General features: G+C 64.9%; 18 protein-coding genes. 8 read left to right on the top strand and 10 right to left on the bottom strand.

Annotation, left to right across the window (positions count from 1 at the left end; genetic code table 11):
* Positions 1-33: 33 nt before the first annotated feature.
* From ACOCMM_RS09905 to ACOCMM_RS09895, 3 genes are read left to right on the top strand one after another with little or no spacing between them, the layout of a single operon-like run.
* Positions 34-213, top strand: a complete 180-nt coding sequence (locus ACOCMM_RS09905; protein ID WP_419552990.1) for a hypothetical protein — start codon at positions 34-36, stop codon at positions 211-213.
* Complete coding sequence (locus tag ACOCMM_RS09900) at positions 210-758, top strand: O-acetyl-ADP-ribose deacetylase (RefSeq protein WP_419552989.1); 549 nt, start codon at positions 210-212, stop codon at positions 756-758. Before ACOCMM_RS09905 ends, ACOCMM_RS09900 begins: the two co-directional genes overlap by 4 nt.
* Entirely contained in the window at positions 755-1,168 is a 414-nt protein-coding gene (locus ACOCMM_RS09895; protein ID WP_419552988.1) for a c-type cytochrome, read from the top strand. Before ACOCMM_RS09900 ends, ACOCMM_RS09895 begins: the two co-directional genes overlap by 4 nt.
* A 10-nt stretch (positions 1,169-1,178) precedes the next feature.
* On the opposite strand, the gene ACOCMM_RS09890 is transcribed toward ACOCMM_RS09895, so the two are convergent.
* Positions 1,179-2,351, bottom strand: coding sequence for a mandelate racemase/muconate lactonizing enzyme family protein (locus ACOCMM_RS09890; protein WP_419552987.1), 1,173 nt, complete (start codon positions 2,349-2,351; stop codon positions 1,179-1,181).
* A gap of 151 nt (positions 2,352-2,502) precedes the next feature.
* Between ACOCMM_RS09890 and ACOCMM_RS09885 the strand changes: the two genes are divergently transcribed.
* Together ACOCMM_RS09885 and ACOCMM_RS09880 are read left to right on the top strand one after the other, a co-directional pair.
* A complete protein-coding gene (locus ACOCMM_RS09885; RefSeq protein ID WP_419552986.1) occupies positions 2,503-3,609 on the top strand; it encodes a zinc-dependent alcohol dehydrogenase in 1,107 nt (368 codons plus the stop codon).
* Positions 3,610-3,618: 9 nt separating this feature from the next.
* Positions 3,619-4,062: a PaaI family thioesterase gene (locus ACOCMM_RS09880; RefSeq protein WP_419552985.1), complete on the top strand. Its 444-nt coding sequence runs from the start codon at positions 3,619-3,621 to the stop codon at positions 4,060-4,062.
* Between the two features lie 34 nt (positions 4,063-4,096).
* Here ACOCMM_RS09880 and ACOCMM_RS09875 read toward each other — a convergent pair whose 3' ends face one another.
* A complete protein-coding gene (locus ACOCMM_RS09875; protein ID WP_419552984.1) occupies positions 4,097-6,382 on the bottom strand; it encodes an arylsulfatase in 2,286 nt (761 codons plus the stop codon).
* 115 nt (positions 6,383-6,497) lie between these two features.
* Between ACOCMM_RS09875 and ACOCMM_RS09870 the strand changes: the two genes are divergently transcribed.
* Entirely contained in the window at positions 6,498-6,917 is a 420-nt protein-coding gene (locus tag ACOCMM_RS09870; RefSeq protein WP_419552983.1) for a DUF5367 family protein, read from the top strand.
* A gap of 126 nt (positions 6,918-7,043) precedes the next feature.
* Here the strand turns inward: ACOCMM_RS09870 and ACOCMM_RS09865 are convergent, their stop codons facing one another.
* The 7 genes from ACOCMM_RS09865 to ACOCMM_RS09835 all read right to left on the bottom strand — a co-directional run bounded on the left by ACOCMM_RS09865 (position 7,044) and on the right by ACOCMM_RS09835 (position 12,125).
* Positions 7,044-7,352 (bottom strand): hypothetical protein, encoded by a 309-nt coding sequence (locus tag ACOCMM_RS09865; RefSeq protein WP_419552982.1) that lies wholly within the window; start codon positions 7,350-7,352, stop codon positions 7,044-7,046.
* A 93-nt stretch (positions 7,353-7,445) separates the two neighbouring features.
* Positions 7,446-7,745, bottom strand: a complete 300-nt coding sequence (locus ACOCMM_RS09860) for a hypothetical protein (protein WP_419552981.1) — start codon at positions 7,743-7,745, stop codon at positions 7,446-7,448.
* Between the two features lie 40 nt (positions 7,746-7,785).
* Entirely contained in the window at positions 7,786-8,166 is a 381-nt protein-coding gene (locus ACOCMM_RS09855; RefSeq protein WP_419552980.1) for a hypothetical protein, read from the bottom strand.
* On the bottom strand, positions 8,150-8,449 hold the full coding sequence (locus ACOCMM_RS09850; RefSeq protein ID WP_419552979.1) for a hypothetical protein: 300 nt from the start codon (positions 8,447-8,449) through the stop codon (positions 8,150-8,152). The genes ACOCMM_RS09855 and ACOCMM_RS09850 overlap by 17 nt, the downstream gene beginning before the upstream one ends.
* A gap of 58 nt (positions 8,450-8,507) precedes the next feature.
* Positions 8,508-9,677, bottom strand: coding sequence for a redoxin domain-containing protein (locus ACOCMM_RS09845; protein ID WP_419552978.1), 1,170 nt, complete (start codon positions 9,675-9,677; stop codon positions 8,508-8,510).
* 44 nt (positions 9,678-9,721) lie between these two features.
* The gene (locus ACOCMM_RS09840; RefSeq protein ID WP_419552977.1) at positions 9,722-10,888 is read right to left on the bottom strand and encodes a hypothetical protein; all 1,167 of its coding nucleotides are present in this window, start codon (positions 10,886-10,888) and stop codon (positions 9,722-9,724) included.
* Between the two features lie 7 nt (positions 10,889-10,895).
* Entirely contained in the window at positions 10,896-12,125 is a 1,230-nt protein-coding gene (locus tag ACOCMM_RS09835; RefSeq protein ID WP_419552976.1) for a hypothetical protein, read from the bottom strand.
* An 85-nt stretch (positions 12,126-12,210) separates the two neighbouring features.
* On the opposite strand from ACOCMM_RS09835, the gene ACOCMM_RS09830 reads away from it, so the two are divergent.
* Together ACOCMM_RS09830 and ACOCMM_RS09825 are read left to right on the top strand one after the other, a co-directional pair.
* The gene (locus tag ACOCMM_RS09830; RefSeq protein ID WP_419552975.1) at positions 12,211-12,612 is read left to right on the top strand and encodes an SDR family oxidoreductase; all 402 of its coding nucleotides are present in this window, start codon (positions 12,211-12,213) and stop codon (positions 12,610-12,612) included.
* Between the two features lie 407 nt (positions 12,613-13,019).
* The gene (locus ACOCMM_RS09825) at positions 13,020-19,031 is read left to right on the top strand and encodes a cadherin domain-containing protein (RefSeq protein WP_419552974.1); all 6,012 of its coding nucleotides are present in this window, start codon (positions 13,020-13,022) and stop codon (positions 19,029-19,031) included.
* A 107-nt stretch (positions 19,032-19,138) separates the two neighbouring features.
* Here the strand turns inward: ACOCMM_RS09825 and ACOCMM_RS09820 are convergent, their stop codons facing one another.
* Positions 19,139-20,293, bottom strand: coding sequence for an acyl-CoA dehydrogenase family protein (locus ACOCMM_RS09820; protein WP_419552973.1), 1,155 nt, complete (start codon positions 20,291-20,293; stop codon positions 19,139-19,141).
* Positions 20,294-20,302: the final 9 nt, after the last annotated feature.

Genomic DNA, 20,302 nt, shown 5'->3' with positions numbered 1-20,302 from the left:
GGTCACATCGCCGAGGAATCGAGCGCCCCACTGATGACTCAGCCGACAATCGACAGCATCCCGGTCGCCTACACACCCCCGGGTGGGTACAACGCCTTCCCTGCGCCGGTGCTTGCTGGATGCGTCGAGCCGATCCCCGATGGGGCACCAGCCATCGGTGGGTTGTGGGAGACGGTCGATGTGGTTGTCGATGGCGAGATGGCGAGCACATGATGTGGGAGTACCTCGGCTACACCGCTCGACTTCGCCGCATCGGCCCGCTCCTTGAGGTGGTGCTCGGCGACATCACTGTTGAACGCGTCGACGCAATCGTCAATGCCGCAAACGAGACGCTGTTGGGCGGCGGCGGTGTGGACGGCGCGATTCACCGCGCGGCGGGGCCAGAACTGCTCGCACACTGCCGCACACTCGGGGGCTGTCCCACCGGGCAGGCCAAGATCACGCCGGGTTTCGGGCTGCCTGCCCGTTGGGTGATCCACACCGTCGGTCCCATCTGGGGTGGCGGCTCTCGCGGCGAGGCCGAACTGCTGGCCTCGTGCTACCGGGAATCACTGGCCAGGGCCGACGAGGCGAGCGCTCGCGCCGTTGCGTTTCCGGCCATCTCCACCGGCGTCTACGGCTATCCCATCGCGCCTGCCACGCAGATTGCGGTCGATACCGTCCGCAGCACACCCACCGAGGTCGAACTCGTCCGCTTCGTCTGCTTCAACGACGAGGCCCTCAGCGCCTACCACGCCGCCCTCGGCCCCACGCCATGAAGGCGCAGCGGTCCCACGCGTTTGCTGTCGCGGTTCTCGCAGCGTCCCTCGTTGCCTCGGGATGCGGCTCCAGGGATGCAACGTCGGAGGCCGCGATCGGCACTCAGGCCGATTCGACAGCAAGCGCCGACGCTCCCGTCGACGGCGCGGCGACCTACCAGCAGTACTGCGCTGAGTGCCACGGCGTCGACCTGCGCGGGACCGACAAAGGCCCGTCGCAGTTGTCCATCATCTACGAACCCGGCCACCACAGCGACTACGCCTTCCGCTCAGCCATCAGCGAAGGCGCGCCCGAGCACCACTGGTGGTTCGGTGACATGCCGCCAGTCGAAGGCATCTCCGATGACGAGATCGAAGCGGTCATCTCGTTCGTCCGCGCTGAACAAGAACGCCTCGGCTTCGAGGAATAGCCCGCTGCGCCTACGCCGTGGCTGCGTCGATCTGCTCGCGGGTCAGCTCGATGCCGAAGCCGGGTGCGTCGCTGGGCACGAGCCTGCCATCTTCGGGGAGTGACATGCCGGGGGTGGAGCGCCAGGCATTCATCAGCGACTCGCCCGGCGGGCAGCCGACATACATCTCCGCCCAGCAGTTCTGAGGCAGCGCGTGACAGAGGTGCTGGCCGTAGCTGTCATTGCAACCTCCATGCAAGGCCAACTCGATCCCCGATGAGGCGGCGATAGCCGCTATTCGGAGCACAGCCGTAGCACCACCCACCCACTGAATGTCCGGCTGCAGCACATCCACGAGTCGCTGCTGGGCGGCGTAGGCGAAGGCCCGGTCGGTCAGCCAGCGCTCGCCCGCGGCCAGCATCTGCGTGGGCAATCGTCGGCGCACGTCGGCGTATCCGGGCCAGTCGTCGGGCTGGGCGTAGTCCTCGATCCAGGTCAGCCGGTACGGGGCCAGTGCGTTGCCGAGGCGCACGGTGTAGGAGGCATCTAGCGACGACCAGCAGTCGAGCATGATGTCGGCATCGGGCCCGAGTTCTGAGCGAGCGCTCGCCACCAGACGTTCGGTCTCGGTGATGCCGGCAGTGGCTGATCCGGGCCCGACCGAGCCGGCCAGCTTGAAGGCGTCGAATCCCCGGCTGCGCGAGTCGTCGAGGTCATTGCCGGTGGCGTAGCAGCGTGTGCGTTCCCTGGCCGGGCCGCCGATGAGCTCGTAAACGGGTCGGTCCAGAACCTTGCCCTTGAGGTCCCACAGGGCCAGGTCGATCGCGCTGAGGGCGTATGCAGCCAGGCCTGCCGCCCCGAAAGCGCTGTTAGAACTCCGGCTCATCATGTTCCACAGCCGTTCGATGGAGAGAACACTCTCGCCGGCGATCATGGGGCCGAAGAAATCGTTGATGATCGGTACAACCGGCCCTGCCTGGCTGGTCATGCCGACGCCGAAGCTGCCATCAGAGGCAGTGACGACGCACAGTACGTCGTCCCAGCGAGGCTCGAATCGCATCGCCTGGCCGGCAAAGCTGCGGTCGCTCGACAACGCATGCATCATGCCCGTCGAGTCCCACGACACCGTGGGCGGAGCGGTTCGCCCGAGCACTTCAGGCCGCCGTAGCGGCGCCGCCGTCACCTCGACGATCGTCGCGGTCATCGTCGCAGCGTACGGGCGCCCGCTTTGATGATGTGTCCTGCAGCCGGCTCTGCGGCACTGGTGACCTAACGTCTTCTGCGGCGTGCCGGGCACGCCACAGACTGGCGTCGGCACCACCGCGCTGCTTGTCACCAGATGAGGGTCAGCTTCGATGACATCTGCAACTGGACTAGTACTCACATCACCCCGCTCGTTCGAGCAGCGCAGCTTCGACCTGCCGGACATCGGCGCCAGCGACGGCCTGCTGCGCATCGAGGCATGCGGCCTGTGCGGCACAGATCACGAGCAATACACCGGTCACATCACCAACCCACAGGCGTGCATTCCGGGTCACGAGGTGATCGGCGTGGTGGAGGAACTGGGCAACCATGCCGCTGGGCGCTGGGGTGTGAACGCTGGTCAGCGAGTCGCCGTTGAGGTGTTCCTGTCCTGCCGGGAATGCGGGCAGTGCCAGGCAGGCGTGTATCGGCGCTGTGAACGCAACGGGCTGCGCACGATGATCGGCTTCACCGATGCCGACACGCCGCCCGGCTTGGGCGGCGGCTACGCCTCGCATCTGTATCTGGGACCCGACTCGATGTTGATGCCAGTGCCGGACGAGCTCGATCCGGTCACTGCCACGCTGTTCAACCCGCTCGGTGCCGGCATCCGCTGGGCCGTGGAGATCCCCGAGACCCAGCCGGGTGACGTCGTGGCGATCCTCGGACCGGGTGTTCGGGGTTTGTGCGCTGCTGCGGCCGTGAAGGACGCCGGCGCGAGCTTCGTCATGATCACGGGCCTCGGAACTCGCGATGCAGAACGGCTGGCCCTTGCGCCCGCGTTCGGTGCGGACCTCGCGGTAGATGTCTCGGAGACCGATCCGAACCGTGCACTGCGGGAAGCAATCGGGCGCAAGGCCGACGTCGTGGTCGATGTCACAGCGAAGGCGCCCGCTGCATTCGCTCAGGCCGTTCAGCTCGCCCGCCCCGGAGGCACCATCGTGCTCGCCGGCACCCGCGGCTCGCCCGAGACACCGGGCTTCGAGCCCGATCACATCGTCTACAAGGAGCTGCGCATCATCGGAGCCCTCGGCGTTGACGTCGGCGCCTACCGCAAGGCGCTCGACCTGCTGGTCTCAGGCCGCTACCCATTCGAAGACCTGCCCCGCCAAGTGGCCGGCTTCGACGACCTCGAGCCGCTGATTCAGCTACTCGCCGGAGAACGTTCCGGCGTGCCGCCCGTGCACGGCGTCTTTGCACCTGATCCTGCCCAGTCCTAGGAGCGATCCATGAGCCGACCGGTCTTCGAAACCTTCAACTCCGAATGGGCCGACAAGGTCATTGGCCGGGTGTCGCGCAGCGGCATTGACGGCTATCTGGGCATCAAGGCAGTCGAGTTCGAAGCGGGCCGTCTCGTGTGCGAGATGCCGATCACCGACGAACTGATCACCACCATGGGCACCATGCACGGCGGTTGCCTCTCGGCCATGTGCGATCACGTGCTCGGCGTGGTCATGTACCCCGTCATGCCTCCGGGCTACTGGGCTGCGACGACCGAATTCAAGATAAACCTGCTTGCACCGGTCACCGGCGGCACCTGCGTGGCCACCGCCGAGATCATCTCGATGAGCAAGCGACTCGCTGTCGTGCGCGTCGAGATCACCAACGGCGAGCGGATGGTCGCCGTTGCTCAGGGCACCACCACCATCGTCGCCCCGAAGACTTCAGGCTGACCGCAACGGGCGGCGCGCCGCTGCGTACTACCGCCTACTGACGGGCCATCTCGGCTCTGGCGGTGGCGGTGACGTCGGCTGCTGTGCGCTCCGAGAGGTTGATCTCCACCTCGTGCAGAGTCCCCGAAAACGGGAACGAGCCCTCGTAGTGCTCAGACACCGTTGAACCGTGGTCGTGGCCGATGCTGGAACCCACCGACGAGACCATCCGCATGATGAACGGCAGCTCAGCAGTGCCAGCCGGCTGGCCGTCAACCGCCAGTTCGATGACTCCACCCACCTGGTCGGTACGACGGAGCCGCACCGACAGCTCGCAGTCGTCGTCGGGCACCTCGATGGTCGACTCCACGACTGTGCGATCTGCGAACGCGTTGTAGTCCACAACGAGGCGTTCGTTCTGGACGAAGACCGACACGCCGGCACCTGCGGTGCCCGTCGCCCAGATGACGCCCTCGTCGCCCGCACCCCGACTCACCCGGGCTGTGAGGTCGAACGAATTGCCACCGGCAGACGGGGACGCCCCCATGGGGATCCGGGACAGCGGCGGCCGGTACACATAGCGCCGGCTCGGCGGGTGCGGCGAGTTCTCGCGCAACCGTGCCCCGAACAGCAGAATGCCGCGGCGGTCGTCAAGCGGCAGCACGCCGTTGCGCTCGGCTTCGGACCACCACAGGCCGATCAGCTCTTCGAGACGCTCGGGTTGGTCGGCCGCAAGGTCGTTGCATTCGGAGGGATCCGCCCCGAGGTCGAACAGCTCCCACGGCTCGGTGTCGAAGTCGTCGTCCGGGAGGTGCCGCACGACGGCCTTCCACCAGATGCCGTCGAGGCACGCGACCAGGGCACGCGACCCCGAATTCTCGAAGTACTGCAACGTGTTCGTGGCCTGGGCATCAGGGTCCGCCAGTACCGGCGCGAACGAGTTGCCGGTAACCGGGAGCTGGACCAGTCCTCGGTACGTCTCGGGCGGCGTCACACCGAGGAGCTCGTAGACCGTGAGGGTCACGTCAGACACATTGACGAATTGGCTCCGCTTCGTCCCTTGCTGATCGGCGGCGATGCCGGCTGGCCAGTGCACAACCATCGGCACGTGCACACCGCCCTCATGGGTGTTCTGCTTGTACCAGCGGAATGGCGAGTTGCCGCATTGGGCCCAGCCCCACGGGTAGTTGGTGTGGCTGTTGGGCCCACCGATGTCGTCGAGCCGCTCGACGACATCGTCGATCGACTCAGCCAGTCCGTTGAAGAACTTGAATTCGTGCATCACGCCGGTCGGTCCGCCCTCTTGGGATGCACCGTTGTCGGCCATCACGATGAAGATCGCGTTGTCGAGCTGGCCGAGATGTTCGAGCCCGGCAACGAATCGTCCGATCTGGTCGTCGGTGTGATCCAGGAAAGCGGCAAAGGCCTCTTGCAGCCGGCAGGCCAGCTTCTGCTCGTTCGCTGACAGCTTGTCCCACGGCTTCACGCCCGGATTCAGTGGCGCCAGCGCTGTGTGCGGCCCGATGACGCCCATCTCGATCTGCCGGTCGTACCAGCGCTGCCGCACCACATCCCAACCCTCGTCGTAGCGGCCCCGGTACTTCGCGAGGTACTCCGGCGGCGCCTGATGCGGAGCGTGCGTGGCGCCGAAGGGCACGTAGGCGAAGAACGGCCGGTCGGGACGCACTCCCTTGCTGTTGCTGATCATCTGCAGCATCTGATCGACGAGGTCTTCGCTGACGTGATACCCGTCCTCGGGACGAGCAGGCGGGTCAATCGGGTGATTGTCACTGACAAGTTCGGGGAAGAACTGGTCGGTCTCGCCTTCGAGGAACCCGTAGAAGCGATCGAAACCCCGGCCAAGGGGCCATTGGTCGAACGGGCCGGCGGCGGAGCTGTCCTCCGTCGGCGCGAGGTGCCACTTGCCGGTGCAGAACGTGGCATAGCCCTCGTCTCGCAGCACCTCTGCGACGGTCGCAGCGTGGTTGGTGATGTGCCCGAGCTGATTCGGGTAGCCGGTCTGAAAGTTCGACACCGATCGCATGCCGACGGCGTGCTGGGCCCGGCCGGTCAGCAGTGAAGCCCGTGTCGGCGAGCACAGCGGCGCTACATGGAAGTTCGTGAACTGGACGCCGTCCGCAGCGAGGGCATCGATGTTCGGCGTGTCGATGTCAGACCCAAAGCAGCCGAACTGGGCGAACCCGGTGTCGTCGAGCAGCACGAACACCACGTTCGGCGCCCCGGTAGGTGCCTGGGGATGCTGTTCGAACCAAGGCTCAGACTCGGCAACTGTCCGACCGATCCGGCCTTGGAAGGACGGGAGTGCGCTTGGCGTGGCCATGGTGAGCCTTTCCTGGGCAATTGCACCGGGACACTACGCCGCGATGTCGGGAACTACCGTCCAGCGGTGGCGCTCGACACCGACGTCGCCCCTTCATGAGAGGACCACGAGGCCAATGCCCACCCAAAGCCGGCTCACCTACGTCCAGCACATGGTCCTGATGATGGTGATCGCCGTCATCGGCTGGGCCGTGTTCCTGGGGCTGTTCCTGCTGATCTTCACCGATAACTACGAACCGTCGGATTCCCGCACCGTGTGGTGGGTCTGGCTGATCGTCGGGACGATCGTCACCGTTATCACCATGTTCGTGTGCTTCCGGGTGCTGCAGACTCCGAGACAATGGCGCAGTTCAGCCGCAATAGCGCTCTTCGCGCCCGCGATGATCCTCGATGCGATCACCACCACCTATTTCAACGACTGGTTCGATCAGGGCATCCACGACGACACTGCGTACTCGGCGCTCATTCTCGGGGCCGCTGGCATCGGCCTGCTGCTTGCCATGTTCATCAACAAGCCGACGGCCGACAAGCCGTAGACCGACTCTGTGCGCATTGCGGAACGGCACGCCGACCCGCCACGCGCCTATTGGCTGGCCAGATCCCCGAGCGGCTGTCCGCCACCGTCATCATCGCAGCGGAAAGTCGGGCGCTCACCCGCTACCTCACCGGTGCGGCAACAGCGCGCGCAGGAACATCACGAAGCCGCCGGTGAACAGGCCCGTGCCAAACACGGTTCCTTGCATGTTCGCGATGTCGTCTTCGCCCGTGCCGAACACGAACCAAAGGCCCACTGCCACTGCAAGCAGCGACAGCACGGCGACAAGTACCCGTAGGTCTTCCGGCTTCCAGTACTTGGGGCGCGAACTCTTCCCGGCTGCAGGCGGCGACCACATGGCCGGGTTGTCGTGCCCGTGCCGTTGGCGCGCTCGTTCAGCGGCACGAATTATCGGGTCGTCGTGTTCCTCGCTCATGCGTAGCGAGGCTATTGCGGGGTCTCTGTGGGTACGCCTCGTAAGCAGAACCGCTAGTTCTTCAACGTTGCGCTCCAAGACGAAGGCGCCGCGTCAGGCATCAAGCTCACGCGGCGCCCTTCGACGTATCCCGTCGGCGCGGACCTGCTCGGCGGCAATCTTGTCGAGGCGGCGTTGTTCTTCGAGTTCCTCTGAAGTGACCTTGCCGAATTCGTCCTCGTAGTCCGCGATCGCCTCGCCGAGAGCCTTGAGGCGACGTCGATGCTCGTTCTTGTCCACCATCGCCTCGTTTATCCAGGCGCTCACCGACGAAGCGTCGCCGTCACTCACTGCAGTGCTCGCAGCCTCGATGTGGTGCTCATCGACGGTGACCGTAATGCGGCGCTTCGTCATACCTTTGTCGCACTAGGGCGCTCGCTCAGGTCTGCGACCATCACACTGGCAGGATGTTGACGTCAAGCCCCGCCGCTTCCGCGAGTGCCGCAAGATCGTTCGGGTCCGACGTCAAGATCTCGTCACCGTGACTGCACAGTGCGACGAGCGCTGCATCGATGGCGTCGTCCAGACCTGACCGTGCCAGCAGCACCCCGGCCGACCGGCCCATGACATCGTCGAGCGGCGCTACTCGGGTGCCGCGCAGCGCCGCCGCCAGCCGGGCCTGGCGCCCAACTCCGCCCCTCCACACCTGCGCAACTACCCCACCGTGCGTCATCAGTGGCCGGCCTGTCCGACCTGCAAGACGGACCAATGCCCAAGTATCGGGATCATTGCGCTCCAGAGAGATGAGCGCCCCGGCGTCAAGCAGCAGGCTCACCGGACGGACTCAGTTCACGCGTTCGTGCCCGAACTCGTATAGCTCGTTGCGAGGCCAGATGACGTGCTTCTTCAACCTGCTCGTCGGTGATCGGCCCGAACTCGGCCTCGTAGTCCGCAATCGCCTCATCGAGAGCCTCTAGGCGACGTCGATGCGCGCTTTTGTCCGCCATTGCCTCGTTCACCCAGGCACTGACCGACGAAGCGTCGCCGTCGCTCACTGCAGTGCTCGCAGCCTCGATGTGGTGCTCATCGACGGTGACCGTAATGCGGCGCTTCGTCATACCTTCATCTTATTTCCGGGGCGCCCTCCGGCGAACCGCTCGGGCGCACCGACGATGATTACGCAGCGCTCGGCTGTCGGCGCAGCAGGCGCTTGAGACGCTTGACGGCCGGCGTCCAGATCCAGTCGGGTTCTGTGAACCGGCGATGGTTCTCATCGGGCAGTTCCATGGGGTCGTAGTAGTTCTTGTCGGTGTTCTTGCGCAGGTACTTCGACTTCTTCAGCACTTGCAAGTTCGCGTAGATGGTTCCCTTGTGGGTCCAGCCCTGCCGGTGATAGTTCCAGTTGTCCGGTGCCAGTCGCTGCGCGGCGCCAAAGTGCCGCAGTGCACGCCCGCTGTCGCCCGCTGCTTGGAAATGCAACGCCAGCTTGAATGTGGGCTCCGCCAGCAGGGTGTCGTCGTCGACGGGCTTGAGACGAGCGGCCAGCTCCTCAGGGGACCAGACGAACTCACTGTCAGCGCCACGCTCGATCCAGTCTCTCGTGGCATGCGCGAAGGCGTCGTTGCCGAGGCGGACCTTGCCGAGCCCGAACTTGATGGTGGTCTCATCGGGGAACACGCCCTCGTTGCTGCGAACGATGCGCCCTTCCTCGTCGATCCACGCTCCTGACGGCACATTGACCCAGCCGAACAACGAACTGATCCGGTGTGTCGGGTCGACGATGCATCGGAACGTCGGCGACGCTTTATCGAACCACTTGCCGGCAGCAGCCTCGCCTTGGGAATCCTCAGCAACGCTGATCAATTCGAACCGGTCGGTGCCGATCGATTCGTACAGTTCCTGCCAGACCGGCAGGTTGGTCCGGCACCCTCACCACGAGGCCCACGAGAACAGCACCACCTTGCTGCCACGCAGGTCCGACAGCCGCAGCGTGTCGCCGTTGCGATCAGTCATCTCGAAATCGGGAGCGAGCCCCGACTCCAGCCCCATACGACGGACTTCGGGCACCGAGCCGAGGCTCCACACGCCATCGTCGTTCACGTACTTCTGACCGATCTTGTCGGCAAAGGCCGAGTAGCAGAACCACACCCAGTCGTCGGCATCGGCGATCCACGCTTCACGCTCGGGTTCGAACAGCGGCACGCAGATCTCCCCGAGGCACACCCCCTCAGGCTTCAGCTGCCAACCAGTGGCCTCGGGGAGCTGATCGACCCGCACCCACAGCTTCTGCGTGTCATCGCTTCGCTGAGCGATGTCGCTGGTGCTCTCACTCGTCAAGACAATCACTGCTGACCCCTGCTCTTGCGCCCCATTTCAGCCGACGGCCGCTGCTATGGGAGACCGCCGCCTGGGTCGAGACCCAGTACCACGCGGCCATAGCTTTCATAGCCGACATCGGAGACCATGAGGTGTGACTGCACGGTGTAGATGTCGCGCAGGATGCGCTGCATGTCGTTCGCCAACATGACTGCGCTCCCGCCTGCGTAACGGAACAGTTCGCTCACCACGTCGACTGCCTCATCGGTGCACCACACCGCGGCTGCTTGGGCTTCGGTGGCGAGCGCCGGATCAGGCGGTCCGTCGGCCGCCGAATCGAACATGCGCTCGAGCGCCTCGGCCATCCCGGCCGCGCAGGCGTTCATCCGGATGGTGCCTTGGCCGACGGCCCGCCGGAAGATTTGCCGATCGGCAACGCTGGTTCCGCTGAGGTAGCCCCGCTTCTTCTCGATGGCGGCCTTGCTCACCGTTCGCAGCGCCAGCCGGCCGAGGGCGTAGGCGAAGCTGCCGTGCTCGTTCACGACGTATGCAGGCAGGCCCAGCCGGTACAGTGCCCCTCCGCGCAGCAGATCGGTGCCCAGCAGGTCGGTCGCGAACCGGTCAGGCACGAACACGTCGTCAAGCTCGTAATCGCAGCTGCCCGTGCCGCGCATGCCAAGCGTGTGCCAGTTGTCGTGCAGTGTGACCTCGCTGGTCGGCACCAGCGCCCTGATCAATGGCGGGTCGTCGCAGAACACCGGCACCATCACCCAGTCGGAATGCTCGACACCGCTGCCCCACGCCCACCGGCCTGACACCTGGTATCCGCCGTCGACCTTTCTGGCAATTCCTCCGGTCCGCAATGCTCCGGCCATGAAGGGGAAGCCGTCGGCAAGCACCTCGTCGACGGCGTCGTCGGGTAGCTGGGCCAAGGAGGCGCCCGACACCGCCGATGTGATGAACATGCACCATGCCGCGGCCGGGTCGATCATGACGACCGCCTCGATCACGTCCATCTGGACGACCGGGTGGGCCTCCGCGCCGCCCACCTCGCGAGGTGTCTTGAGCATGAACAGCCCTGATTCGCGCAGCGCCTCCACCGATGTCGACGAGAGCCGGCGTGCTTGCTCGGAATCGTCCCGGCCTGCGGCCAGTGCATCTGCAGCCGATTCGACGGACGCGAGCAGATACGCCCGGTTGGCTTCTCGATCCTCGGGGAACTGGTTCTCGCGGGAGCTCACCGCCGGCTCAGATCCCCTCGACGATGTGCTGTACCTCGCTGAGGTCCCTCGACAGCAACGACGCACGGACTTCGTCGGGCAATTCCGCGAATTTCGGGTCGCACTGGGGGCCGTTGAGATGGTCAATGCCAGATTCCTCGACGGTCGGGCCCCACTGGCTGCCGCCGTTGAAGCCCATCTGGCCCGGATCGGTCATGTCGATCGTGTTCGGTCCGTAGTCGGCATCCACCCGGTCGCCATCGCACATGTGCTCGTGGACGTGACCGTAGGGATCGTGCCAGTAGTCATAGATCTGCGAGCCGTAGACATGGCGTCCGATGCCCCACGCCAGCGAGTAGGGCGCACCCTCGGCCTCCCGCTCCCGGAAGTGCATGTGCCCCCGGAAGACGTCGTCCATGCTGAACACTTCGAACGCGGCGTGACTGAACTGCGCTTCGGGTGTTCCGTCCATGAGCGGCAGCACCAAGATGCTGTGGTGGTCGGTCTCGGCAGAGCCCCGGTCCATCCGCATGAACTGGAACATCACGTCCGAACCGGTCGCTTTGATCAATTCCCCGAGCGGCGGCGGGAAGTGCTCTTCCGCACCGGGCGGGATGATCATCCGAGCGGCATCGCTCACGAGCATGCCGAAGGTGTTCTCCAGGACCTTCATGAAGGCTTGATGCGCCCCGGGAGGCACAGCGGCCACCACGTGGCCCAGCCGGTACACCTCAGCGGGGCCGGGGTCCTTCTTGATCGGGTAACGGTTCCCGACGACGTCCTGCTCGACGCCTACACGATCATCCACGCCGGCATGGTTGTAGGTGTGCCTGCCGCGCCGTGGCGCGAGCGGTTCGGCCTGCTGGCCGTGCACCGCTTCCAGGACGAACCCGCTGACCGGCTCCACGAAGTGGACTCGCTTGCCGCCGCCGAGCTGGCCCTCGGCACCGCCGATGTCGTGAACGGGCGAGCAGCCGGGCACTGCATTGGCCAACGCAGCCAGATCGTCCTCGGAGTCGACTTCGAATGCCCAGCCGATGAACTTGGCGGGACCCCGGTGCACGACGTGCAGAAACGGCATGGGCTCGAGGCCCCGCGAGATCAGCACGTCGTCGTCGCGGTGGGCGACGACGAGACCGAAATCGTTGACAAAGGCCTCCATGGCGTCAAGATCGGGGGCCGAGAATCGGATGTAGGCGACGTCGGCTGCCTTCACAATCGGCGCCGCTGTTTCCGGCAGTGTTGCTGTGTCAGCCATGTCGTCTCTCGGAGCGCAAGTACGGTAACCCAGCGGCGGAACTCACGACGAAGCCCGAGCTGCAGCCGCTGGGAGCGTGATTGCCATGGACCTCGGACTTGACGGTCGTTCAGCGATCTTGATGGCCTCCAGCCGCGGGCTGGGCCGCGCCTGTGCTCACAGCGTGGCCCGCGAGGGCGTCGATGTGGTGATCAATGGCCGGACAGCCGCCGACGTCGAAGCAACTGCGAACGACATCGCCTCGGCCTACGGCGTGAACGCGCAGGCGGTGGTGGGAGACGCGACCGAGAGCAACATCCAGATGTCTCGCCGGGGCATCTCCTACGAAGAGGCACGTGCCGAGCAGGAGGCGACGATCAACGCCGGGCGGCTGGGGCGGCCCGAGGAATTCGGCGACGCGTTCGCCTTCATGTGCTCAGCCCAGGCCGGCTACATCAGCGGCCAGAGCCTGCAGCTCGACGGCGGGAGCTACGGCGGCGTCTTCTGAGCCAGCGCCCGCCCCCGCCGCCGCCGATCGCGGCGGCAGCGTCGACCGCGGTGCGCACCCGGCGGATCATCGACACCGTCCCAAAACGCGAGCCTCTCAGACCGACTTGCTCAGCAGACTCCTAAGAGCGTGAGCGGATAGGCGGCGATGCCCGGCAGCCCCGACGGCCTGGACTTTGCGCAGAAATGCCGCCACAGACGGCAAAATTGCACAAAGAAGGCGTGAGCAACTTTCCGAGACGTCACCTATCCGCGCGGCCTCCAGGCACAGTCCAGGCGGCATTTCCCTATTGCATCCATGAGGAAACTTGTTGCAAAATCTGATTGCACTGCATGCTTTCGGCGCGGACGCGGCCAGGTTCAGGTTCTTGCGAGTTGACGATGTGGAGATCGATGTAGATGGCTGCGATGAGAGCTGCCCAGGTCACTGCTGCTGTGCTCGTGCTTGGCGCAATCCTGACCGTGCTGCCGGCGGCCGAGGTTGCGCAAGCCCAGAGTGATGCCACTGCGCCCTCGAACCTGACCGCCCAGATAGACGACGACGGCCACATCAAGCTGAGCTGGGACGCGCCGACACAGGACCATGCTTCGGTCATTGGCTACCGCGTGCTGCGCAGACTGAGGGGGGGGGGGGGTCTGGCCGAGCACGAGTACGACACCGAGCGCACGGAGACTTCGTACGTTGACAAGTCAGCCACGCGACCGGGAGTGACCTACACCTATCAGGTCCAAGCCTGGCGCTGGACAGTGCTGAACGGCACAGTGCTGGGCGGCGGCTCCGACGAGGCTTCGGCGGCGGTGCCGCAGTCCTGCGTGGGCGTGTCGTTCAACACGGCACCCGCAGACGTGCCGGTCGCCGCAGTCCCCATCGTGGTCGAGTCCACGGCCGCGGACTACTTCGTGCTCTTTGTTCGGCCCGACCTCGGCAATGATGCCGAGTTCCCGATCTCGATGACGCTGGGAACTGCAGGCGAGACGACATTGACGGATCGGCTCTCGGCCCTGCCCGTCGAGCACTACCGAATAGAGAAGTACCCGGTTGACAATCCCGCTGACGTGGACGGCGATTGCACAAGTGATATCGCCGAGTTCGCCAGCATCGGATCGATGAACCCGCTCAATCGCGCCCCTGAAGTCGACCTCGAAGACGGGACTGTGGCGATCCCCGACCGCGCGACGTTCGAGCACCTCTCCTACCAAGGAGAGGAAGTGTTCAACGACACTCACCTTCGCGACTGGGAGTTCGTCAAGTTCTTCATCTATTACTTGGATACCGACCGCCCTGCTGTCCATTTCATGAACACCGAGACGCACCGGGCGCACTCCTTCTTCAGCGAAGAGATCGAGTTCCGAGTGTATCCATCGATAAGAGGTGAGATCGTTTATCACCCCGATGTCGTGGCGCCCAACGGCACGATGGGTACGTACCGCTTCGCGTTCCAGCCATGGTATAGCCGCCCCTTTTGGCAGGTGCAGCGGGCATATGAATTGATGGTTGCCAATATGCCGTTGCTCGACGGCGACCTCTACTACTCCCCTTGGCCTTCAAGATTGCTCGCGCTCTACGAAGATGAGCGTGATCTCTACGACAATTCACGGATCGAGATCCTGTTGGAAGAAGACGTCTCGCCCGATGCCGACTACACCGGGTTCAACTTCGGAGAAGGCTATGGGCTGTTGCGCGTCATCTCTCTGGATGAGCGCCCCAACCCTCGTGAAATCGTGATCTATGAGTCGCTGCCCAACGATCTGCCCCGTGTGGCTGGAATCATCACCACGGTGCCTCAGGCCCCGCTCTCCCATGTCAACTTGCGCGCCATACAGGACCGGATACCGAATTCTTTCGTCCCCGGCGCCCTCGAAATCGAAGAGATCGATGACTTGATCGGCAGCTATGTCCACTACCGCGTGACGCAAAATGGGTACGAGATCAGCAGCGCAACCAAGGCGGAAGTCGATGCTCACTATGCCGAATCTCGCCCGTCGGTGACCCAGATGCCCGAGCGGGATCTCACCGCCACCGAGATCACCGCGCTCAGCGATATCGAGTTCGACGACTGGACCGCATTCGGGGTCAAGGCAGCAAACGTGGCTGTGCTGGGCACGCTGGACTTCCCTGTCGGCACCGTTCCAGACGGGTTCGCTGTGCCGTTCTATTTCTACGACGAATTCATGAAGTCCAACAACCTGTACACCGTCATCGATGAAATGCTGGACGACTCAGAATTCCAGACGGACTACGACACCCAAGAGAAGATGCTCAAGACTCTGCGCCGAGCGATCAAAGACGCAACGACGCCGGACTGGATCATCACCGCGCTGACCGACATGCACGGCACATTCCCCGACGACACCTCACTGCGATACCGGTCCAGCACGAACAACGAAGACCTGCCCGGATTCACCGGTGCCGGGCTGTACGACTCCAAGACCCAAGATCCCGACGAGACAGAAGAGGACGGCATCGACAAGTCGATCAAGGGAGTATGGGCGAGCCTGTGGAACTTCGGCGCCTTCGTCGAACGCGACTTCCACCGGATCGACCACTCCACGACAGCGATGGGCGTGCTGGTACACCCCAACTACTCAGACGAGAAGGCCAACGGCGTCGCCGTGAGCTATGACCCGATCGGCGATCGAGCCGATCTCTACTACGTCAACACCCAACTCGGCGAAGACCTGGTCACCAACCCCGAACCGCTCTCATTGCCAGAGGAAATCCGGCTGCAATCCGACGGTAGTTACGAATTGCTGGCCGCGTCGAGCGAGACGGCACCCGGCGAGCGGCTGATGAGCGACGCGCAAATGGCACAGCTGCGCCTTCACCTGGACGCCATTCACGACAAATTCAAGGAGCTGTACAACCCTGCCCAAGACGAGCCCTTCGCCATGGAGATCGAATTCAAGATCACCTCTGAGAACATCCTGGCCATCAAGCAAGCCCGCCCATGGGTGTTCCGCACGCGCAATGCAGCACCCGAGTTCCCGCCCTCCGAGAACGGGATCCGCTCAGTCGACGAGGGAATGCCGCCAGGCACCGGAATCGGCGCGCCGGTGGCAGCAACAGACGCCGAAGGCGACGACCTGACCTACGACTTGGGCGGCCCGGACGCCGCGCACTTCACACTGGACGCCCCGACGGGGCAATTGCGAACTCAGGGCCCACTGGACTACGAAGATCAAGCTGTCCATGTCGTCACGGTGTCGGTTCGCGACGACACAGGCGCCCAAGGACAAGCCGATGCGTCCATCGAGGTGACCGTCGAGGTCTTCGACGTGAACGAGAGGCCGACCGTCACCGGCGACTCCGACTACACCGTGGATGAGAACTCAGGCACGTATCTGGGCCGGTACAGGGCTGTGGATCCTGAGGACGACTCAATCGTGTGGTCGGTCGGCGGCGCCGACGCCGGCGCCTTCGAGATCGATGAATACGGCGCGCTGAGCTTCGAATCGAGTCCCGACTTCGAGATGGCCACCGATCAGGGCTCCGACAACAAGTACGCGGTGTCGGTACAAGGGTCCGATGGCGCCAACACTGATTCGATTGCGGTGACGGTCACGGTGCTCGATGTCGACGAGGCGCCGGTGCTGGCCGGCGATCGCACCCTCAGTGTGGCCGAGGGGACGACTGGAGTGCTGGGGCGCTATCCGGCCTCGGATCCCGAAGGCGCCGATGTCGTGGTGTCACTGAGCGGACGCGACGCTGCGCATGTGGAACTCGACGGCGACCTGTTGAGGTTGTCGACCCAGACCGACTTCGAGCTTCCCTCCGATGCCAACCGCGACAATGTCTATGAAGTGACGCTCGAGGCCGACGACGGGTCGCTGCACACGGAGCGATCGATCGAGATCGCCGTACGCGACGTGAACGAGCCCCCGACGCTCAGCGGCGATACCGCCATTGAGCGTGCCGAGAACGAGGTCAACGATGCCGCCATCGTCGGCACCTACATGGCCGACGATCCTGAGAAGGCAGACATCAAGTGGCGCCTGTCAGGCCGTGACGCCGCCAATTTCACGATCGACCGTTTCGGCAACCTGAGATTCACATCGGCCCCCGACCATGACGCCCCTGAGGATTCGAACCGCGACAGCATCTATGAGATCACCGTCGAGGCGTCGGACGGCACGTACTCCGCGAGGTCTGACGTGCGTGTCGCCGTGACCAACAGCGACGACCCCGGCGAGCTCCGCCCGTCACTGCTGCACCCGGAGGTACACGGTCTGCTGAATCTGCAGCTCCTCGATGCCGACGGGGGCACCGAGAACTTGGCCTGGTCGTGGGAGAGCTCGACGAACCGGTTCAGCTGGTCGAATATTGAGGCCGCGACATCAAGCTCCTATACGCCCACGACTTCCGCTGAGACCCTCTACCTGCGTGCCACCGTCACCTACGACGACGCGCACGGCCCGGGCAAGTCGGCAAGCTACGAATGGCCGCACAGGGTGCGCGCCGCGCCGGACGCGAACGCCGCGCCGCATTTCCCGCCGTCGGAGAATGGCCAGCGTGCCGTCCGCGAGAACCGCCCAGCCGGAAGCCCGATCGGCAGTCCGGTCGTTGCCACCGATACCGACGGCGACCGACTCACGTACTCGATCTCGGGCACCGGCACCAGCCTCATCGAGATTGACGCCGCCACCGGACAATTGGCAACCACTGCCTCACTAGACCACGAATACCTTGCCTCGATCAGCGTCATCGTCTCTGCCACCGATCCCTCCGGCGAGCGAGCCAGCCGCCAAGTCGTCATGACCGTCGAGGATGAAGACGAGACTCCCGTTCTTCGGGGTCCGACGAATTTGAACACTCGCGAGGGCGGGACCGGGCCGCTCGCATACTTCAGCGCGCGCGACCCAGAGGGCAAGACGATCACGTGGTCGGTCGAGGGAACCGACAGCGACGACTTCACCATGGGCACGTCAGGCCAGCTCTCCTGGAGGCAGACTCCTGACTTCGAATCCCCGACCGACTCAGATCGGGACAACGCCTACCGCATCACCGTGCGCGCCTCGGACGGGAGCCGCGCCGCCACGCACGACATGACGGTCACCGTGGCGAACGACGACGAACCCGGTGTCGTCGACGTGTCGATAGACCTGTTCGACGCCGACACGCGAATCGCATCGCTGAGCGATCCCGACGGCGACATCACCCGCACACAATGGGAATGGCAGCGCTCGGCGAACTCCCGCACATGGACGCCGATCCCCGGCGCGACATCGAACAGGTACACAGTTACCGGACGCGACAGCGGCCACCGCGTACGCGCCGTCGCCGTGTACGACGACGGTCACGGCCCCGCAAAGAGCGCATCGAACATCGCCGCCCAAACGCCAACCAGCGCAGTGTCACCGACACCGACACCAACGAACACCGGCGGAGGCGGCGGTGGCGGAGGCGGCGGCGGAGGCGGAGGCGGAGGCGGAGGCGGAGGCGGCGGTGTGGACGGTGTGGAGGGCACGACGCTGTTCGTCGCGAACGGCTGGAGCCCGCCCGACATCGGCGTCGCAACGGCATTCGCGGCGCGTACCGATGGCAGTGCGGTCGTCTACACCGAAGACGACGAACTGCCCGCTGCGGTCGAGGCGCTCCTCGGAGTGCGCACTGTGCACCTCATCGTGCTCATCGGCGGCGAGACCGCGATCTCCCCGACAGTGCGCACAGCACTCGCCGCCGCTGAGCCCTTCGCCGACATCAAGCGAGTCGCCGGAAGCGCACGAGTCGACACAGCAGCACGCGCAGCGCGTCTCGCTCTCGACGGCGTGCGCGACCAGAACGCTGTGCTGATTGTCGCCAACGGCTGGAGCCCGCCCGACATCGGCGTCGCAGCGGCACTCGCGGCGCGACTGGCGCACTCGGCGGTCCTCTACACCCAAGCCGGAAAGCTACCCGAGCAGTCACGCCAGGTCATAGCCGACGTATCCCCTCGAAGCGTTCTGGTCGTGGGCGGCACGGCCGCGGTGTCCCAAGCAGTGGAGGGGGAGCTTCGCGAAGTGGCCGCCAGCGCCAGCTTGGAACGGATCAACGGCTCATCGCGCACCCACACGGCTCAACTCGCCGCCCAGTATCTCGACCAGCGAAGCCCGCCAGTACCTGCAGGCGACCGGACCGTCATCATCGCCAACGGCTGGAGCCCACCCGACATCGGCGTCGCAGCCGCACTCTCGGCACGCACGCCAGGCGCCCTCGTCGCCTACACCGCACCCGAAGCACTGCCCACTGAGAGCAAAGAACTGCTCGCACGCGTCCAGCCGGGACTGGTCCGCATCATCGGCGGGACCGTCGCGGTTCCCGACACAGTGCTGAACCAGATCACCGCTGTGCTGCCAGCCGGCACCCGAACGCGGCGCACCAGCGGCTCTACCCGAACCCACACCTCCGCCAGCGTCGCCCGCAGCATCCTCCCCCGCGACTAACACCGTGTCAGGCAACCTTGGGAGTGACGCAGTGGATCGGGCCGAGCACGAAGTCCCAGCTTGATCACGACCGCACGGCCGCCGCCGCCGCCAACGGCGGCCGGCGATCAGATGAGAGGCGTGTTCGGTTTCAAGCCGAGCAGTGACCGGCCCATCTGCTCGCGGCACATGTCCGCCTCGAAGAAGGCGTGCGTTGCCAGCATGTTGATGTCCCGGAAGAACCGCTGCACTGGCGAGTCGTCGGCGAAATTGGATGTGCCCGAGTGGTGGATGATGTCGTTCACCGCCCGGCGGCAGTGATCCACCACGAAGCCTGCTTGCGCCTTGAACCGGATGCGGTCGGAAAGGCTGAACGTGTGGCCCGACAAGGCCAGCTCGATGGTCTCGTGTACCTGGTCGGACACCAGCCGTTCCGCCACATGTGCCGCCGCGGCGGCCTCGCCGAGCTGGGTATGCGCGAGCTTGTCGTCTGCCACGACGGCTCGCGAGTGCGTGCGCACCCGGTGTTTGACGATGTGCTCGAACGCAGTGGCCGCTCCCTGCAGCCCGCCTGAGAACACCGGCATCGCCTCGCAGTAAATGAACGGCATGAGCGGCAACAGGTACACGGGGTCGTCGTGCAGTCGTGCGCCCGGCGTGTCGCCGTTGACGAAGTCCAGCAGCCGCAGCACCCGGTGCTCGGGAACGAAGACATCGTGTATCTCGAAGTCGTTGCTGCCGGTACCCGACATCGCGGCCATGTTCCAGTTGTCCACCAGCGTGGTCTCCTCGGCACGCATCGCCACGATGTAGATGTCGCCGTCGGTGCCCCGGCCGCCCGTGCACACCCAGTCCGCATGCACGATTCCTGTGCCCCACGGTGAGCGTCCCGAGGCGATCACCCCGCCATCGGTCGGCTCGATGCGGATCGTGGGCGCCGTGGTGACCGGGATGAGGGCGTAGTTCTTGCCGTCGAAGAACTCCGCCTGGGCCTCTTCGGAGAACTTCAGCGCCATCCAGTTGTGGCCGCTGTAAAAGGCGAGGATCCATCCGGTGGACATGCACGCTGCGCTGATGATCTCGACGACCTCACGATGGGTGTGCAGCGAGCCCTGCAAGCCGCCCCAGCGCCGTGGCACGAGAATCGAGAACAGCTCCGCTTCGATGAGCTCGCGGATCGTCTCGTCGGGCGGGCGACGCATGGCTTCCGCACCTGCTGCCCGCTTCGCGATGACGGGCGCCAGCTCGCGAGCCCGGCCGACGAGCTTGGCGTGGTCGGTCATCTTCTGTGT

The sequence above is a fragment of the Candidatus Poriferisodalis sp. genome (assembly GCF_965198245.1).
Classification (GTDB): Bacteria; Actinomycetota; Acidimicrobiia; order Acidimicrobiales; family Poriferisodalaceae; genus Poriferisodalis.
The sequence above is the reverse complement of the archived record's forward strand: the minus strand, read 5'-3'. Positions and strand labels throughout refer to the sequence as shown.

Excerpts from the sequence above, each read along its gene's own strand:
- ACOCMM_RS09880 (WP_419552985.1), top strand. The coding sequence starts at position 3,619 with ATGAGCCGACCGGTCTTCGAAACCTTCAACTCCGAATGGGCCGACAAG.
- ACOCMM_RS09860 (WP_419552981.1), bottom strand. The coding sequence starts at position 7,745 with ATGACGAAGCGCCGCATTACGGTCACCGTCGATGAGCACCACATCGAG.
- ACOCMM_RS09865 (WP_419552982.1), bottom strand. The coding sequence starts at position 7,352 with ATGAGCGAGGAACACGACGACCCGATAATTCGTGCCGCTGAACGAGCG.
- ACOCMM_RS09870 (WP_419552983.1), top strand. The coding sequence starts at position 6,498 with ATGCCCACCCAAAGCCGGCTCACCTACGTCCAGCACATGGTCCTGATG.
- ACOCMM_RS09825 (WP_419552974.1), top strand. The coding sequence starts at position 13,020 with ATGAGAGCTGCCCAGGTCACTGCTGCTGTGCTCGTGCTTGGCGCAATC.
- ACOCMM_RS09895 (WP_419552988.1), top strand. The coding sequence starts at position 755 with ATGAAGGCGCAGCGGTCCCACGCGTTTGCTGTCGCGGTTCTCGCAGCG.
- ACOCMM_RS09850 (WP_419552979.1), bottom strand. The coding sequence starts at position 8,449 with ATGACGAAGCGCCGCATTACGGTCACCGTCGATGAGCACCACATCGAG.
- ACOCMM_RS09830 (WP_419552975.1), top strand. The coding sequence starts at position 12,211 with ATGGACCTCGGACTTGACGGTCGTTCAGCGATCTTGATGGCCTCCAGC.
- ACOCMM_RS09820 (WP_419552973.1), bottom strand. The coding sequence starts at position 20,293 with ATGACCGACCACGCCAAGCTCGTCGGCCGGGCTCGCGAGCTGGCGCCC.
- ACOCMM_RS09835 (WP_419552976.1), bottom strand. The coding sequence starts at position 12,125 with ATGGCTGACACAGCAACACTGCCGGAAACAGCGGCGCCGATTGTGAAG.
- ACOCMM_RS09900 (WP_419552989.1), top strand. The coding sequence starts at position 210 with ATGATGTGGGAGTACCTCGGCTACACCGCTCGACTTCGCCGCATCGGC.
- ACOCMM_RS09875 (WP_419552984.1), bottom strand. The coding sequence starts at position 6,382 with ATGGCCACGCCAAGCGCACTCCCGTCCTTCCAAGGCCGGATCGGTCGG.
- ACOCMM_RS09905 (WP_419552990.1), top strand. The coding sequence starts at position 34 with ATGACTCAGCCGACAATCGACAGCATCCCGGTCGCCTACACACCCCCG.
- ACOCMM_RS09885 (WP_419552986.1), top strand. The coding sequence starts at position 2,503 with ATGACATCTGCAACTGGACTAGTACTCACATCACCCCGCTCGTTCGAG.
- ACOCMM_RS09890 (WP_419552987.1), bottom strand. The coding sequence starts at position 2,351 with ATGACCGCGACGATCGTCGAGGTGACGGCGGCGCCGCTACGGCGGCCT.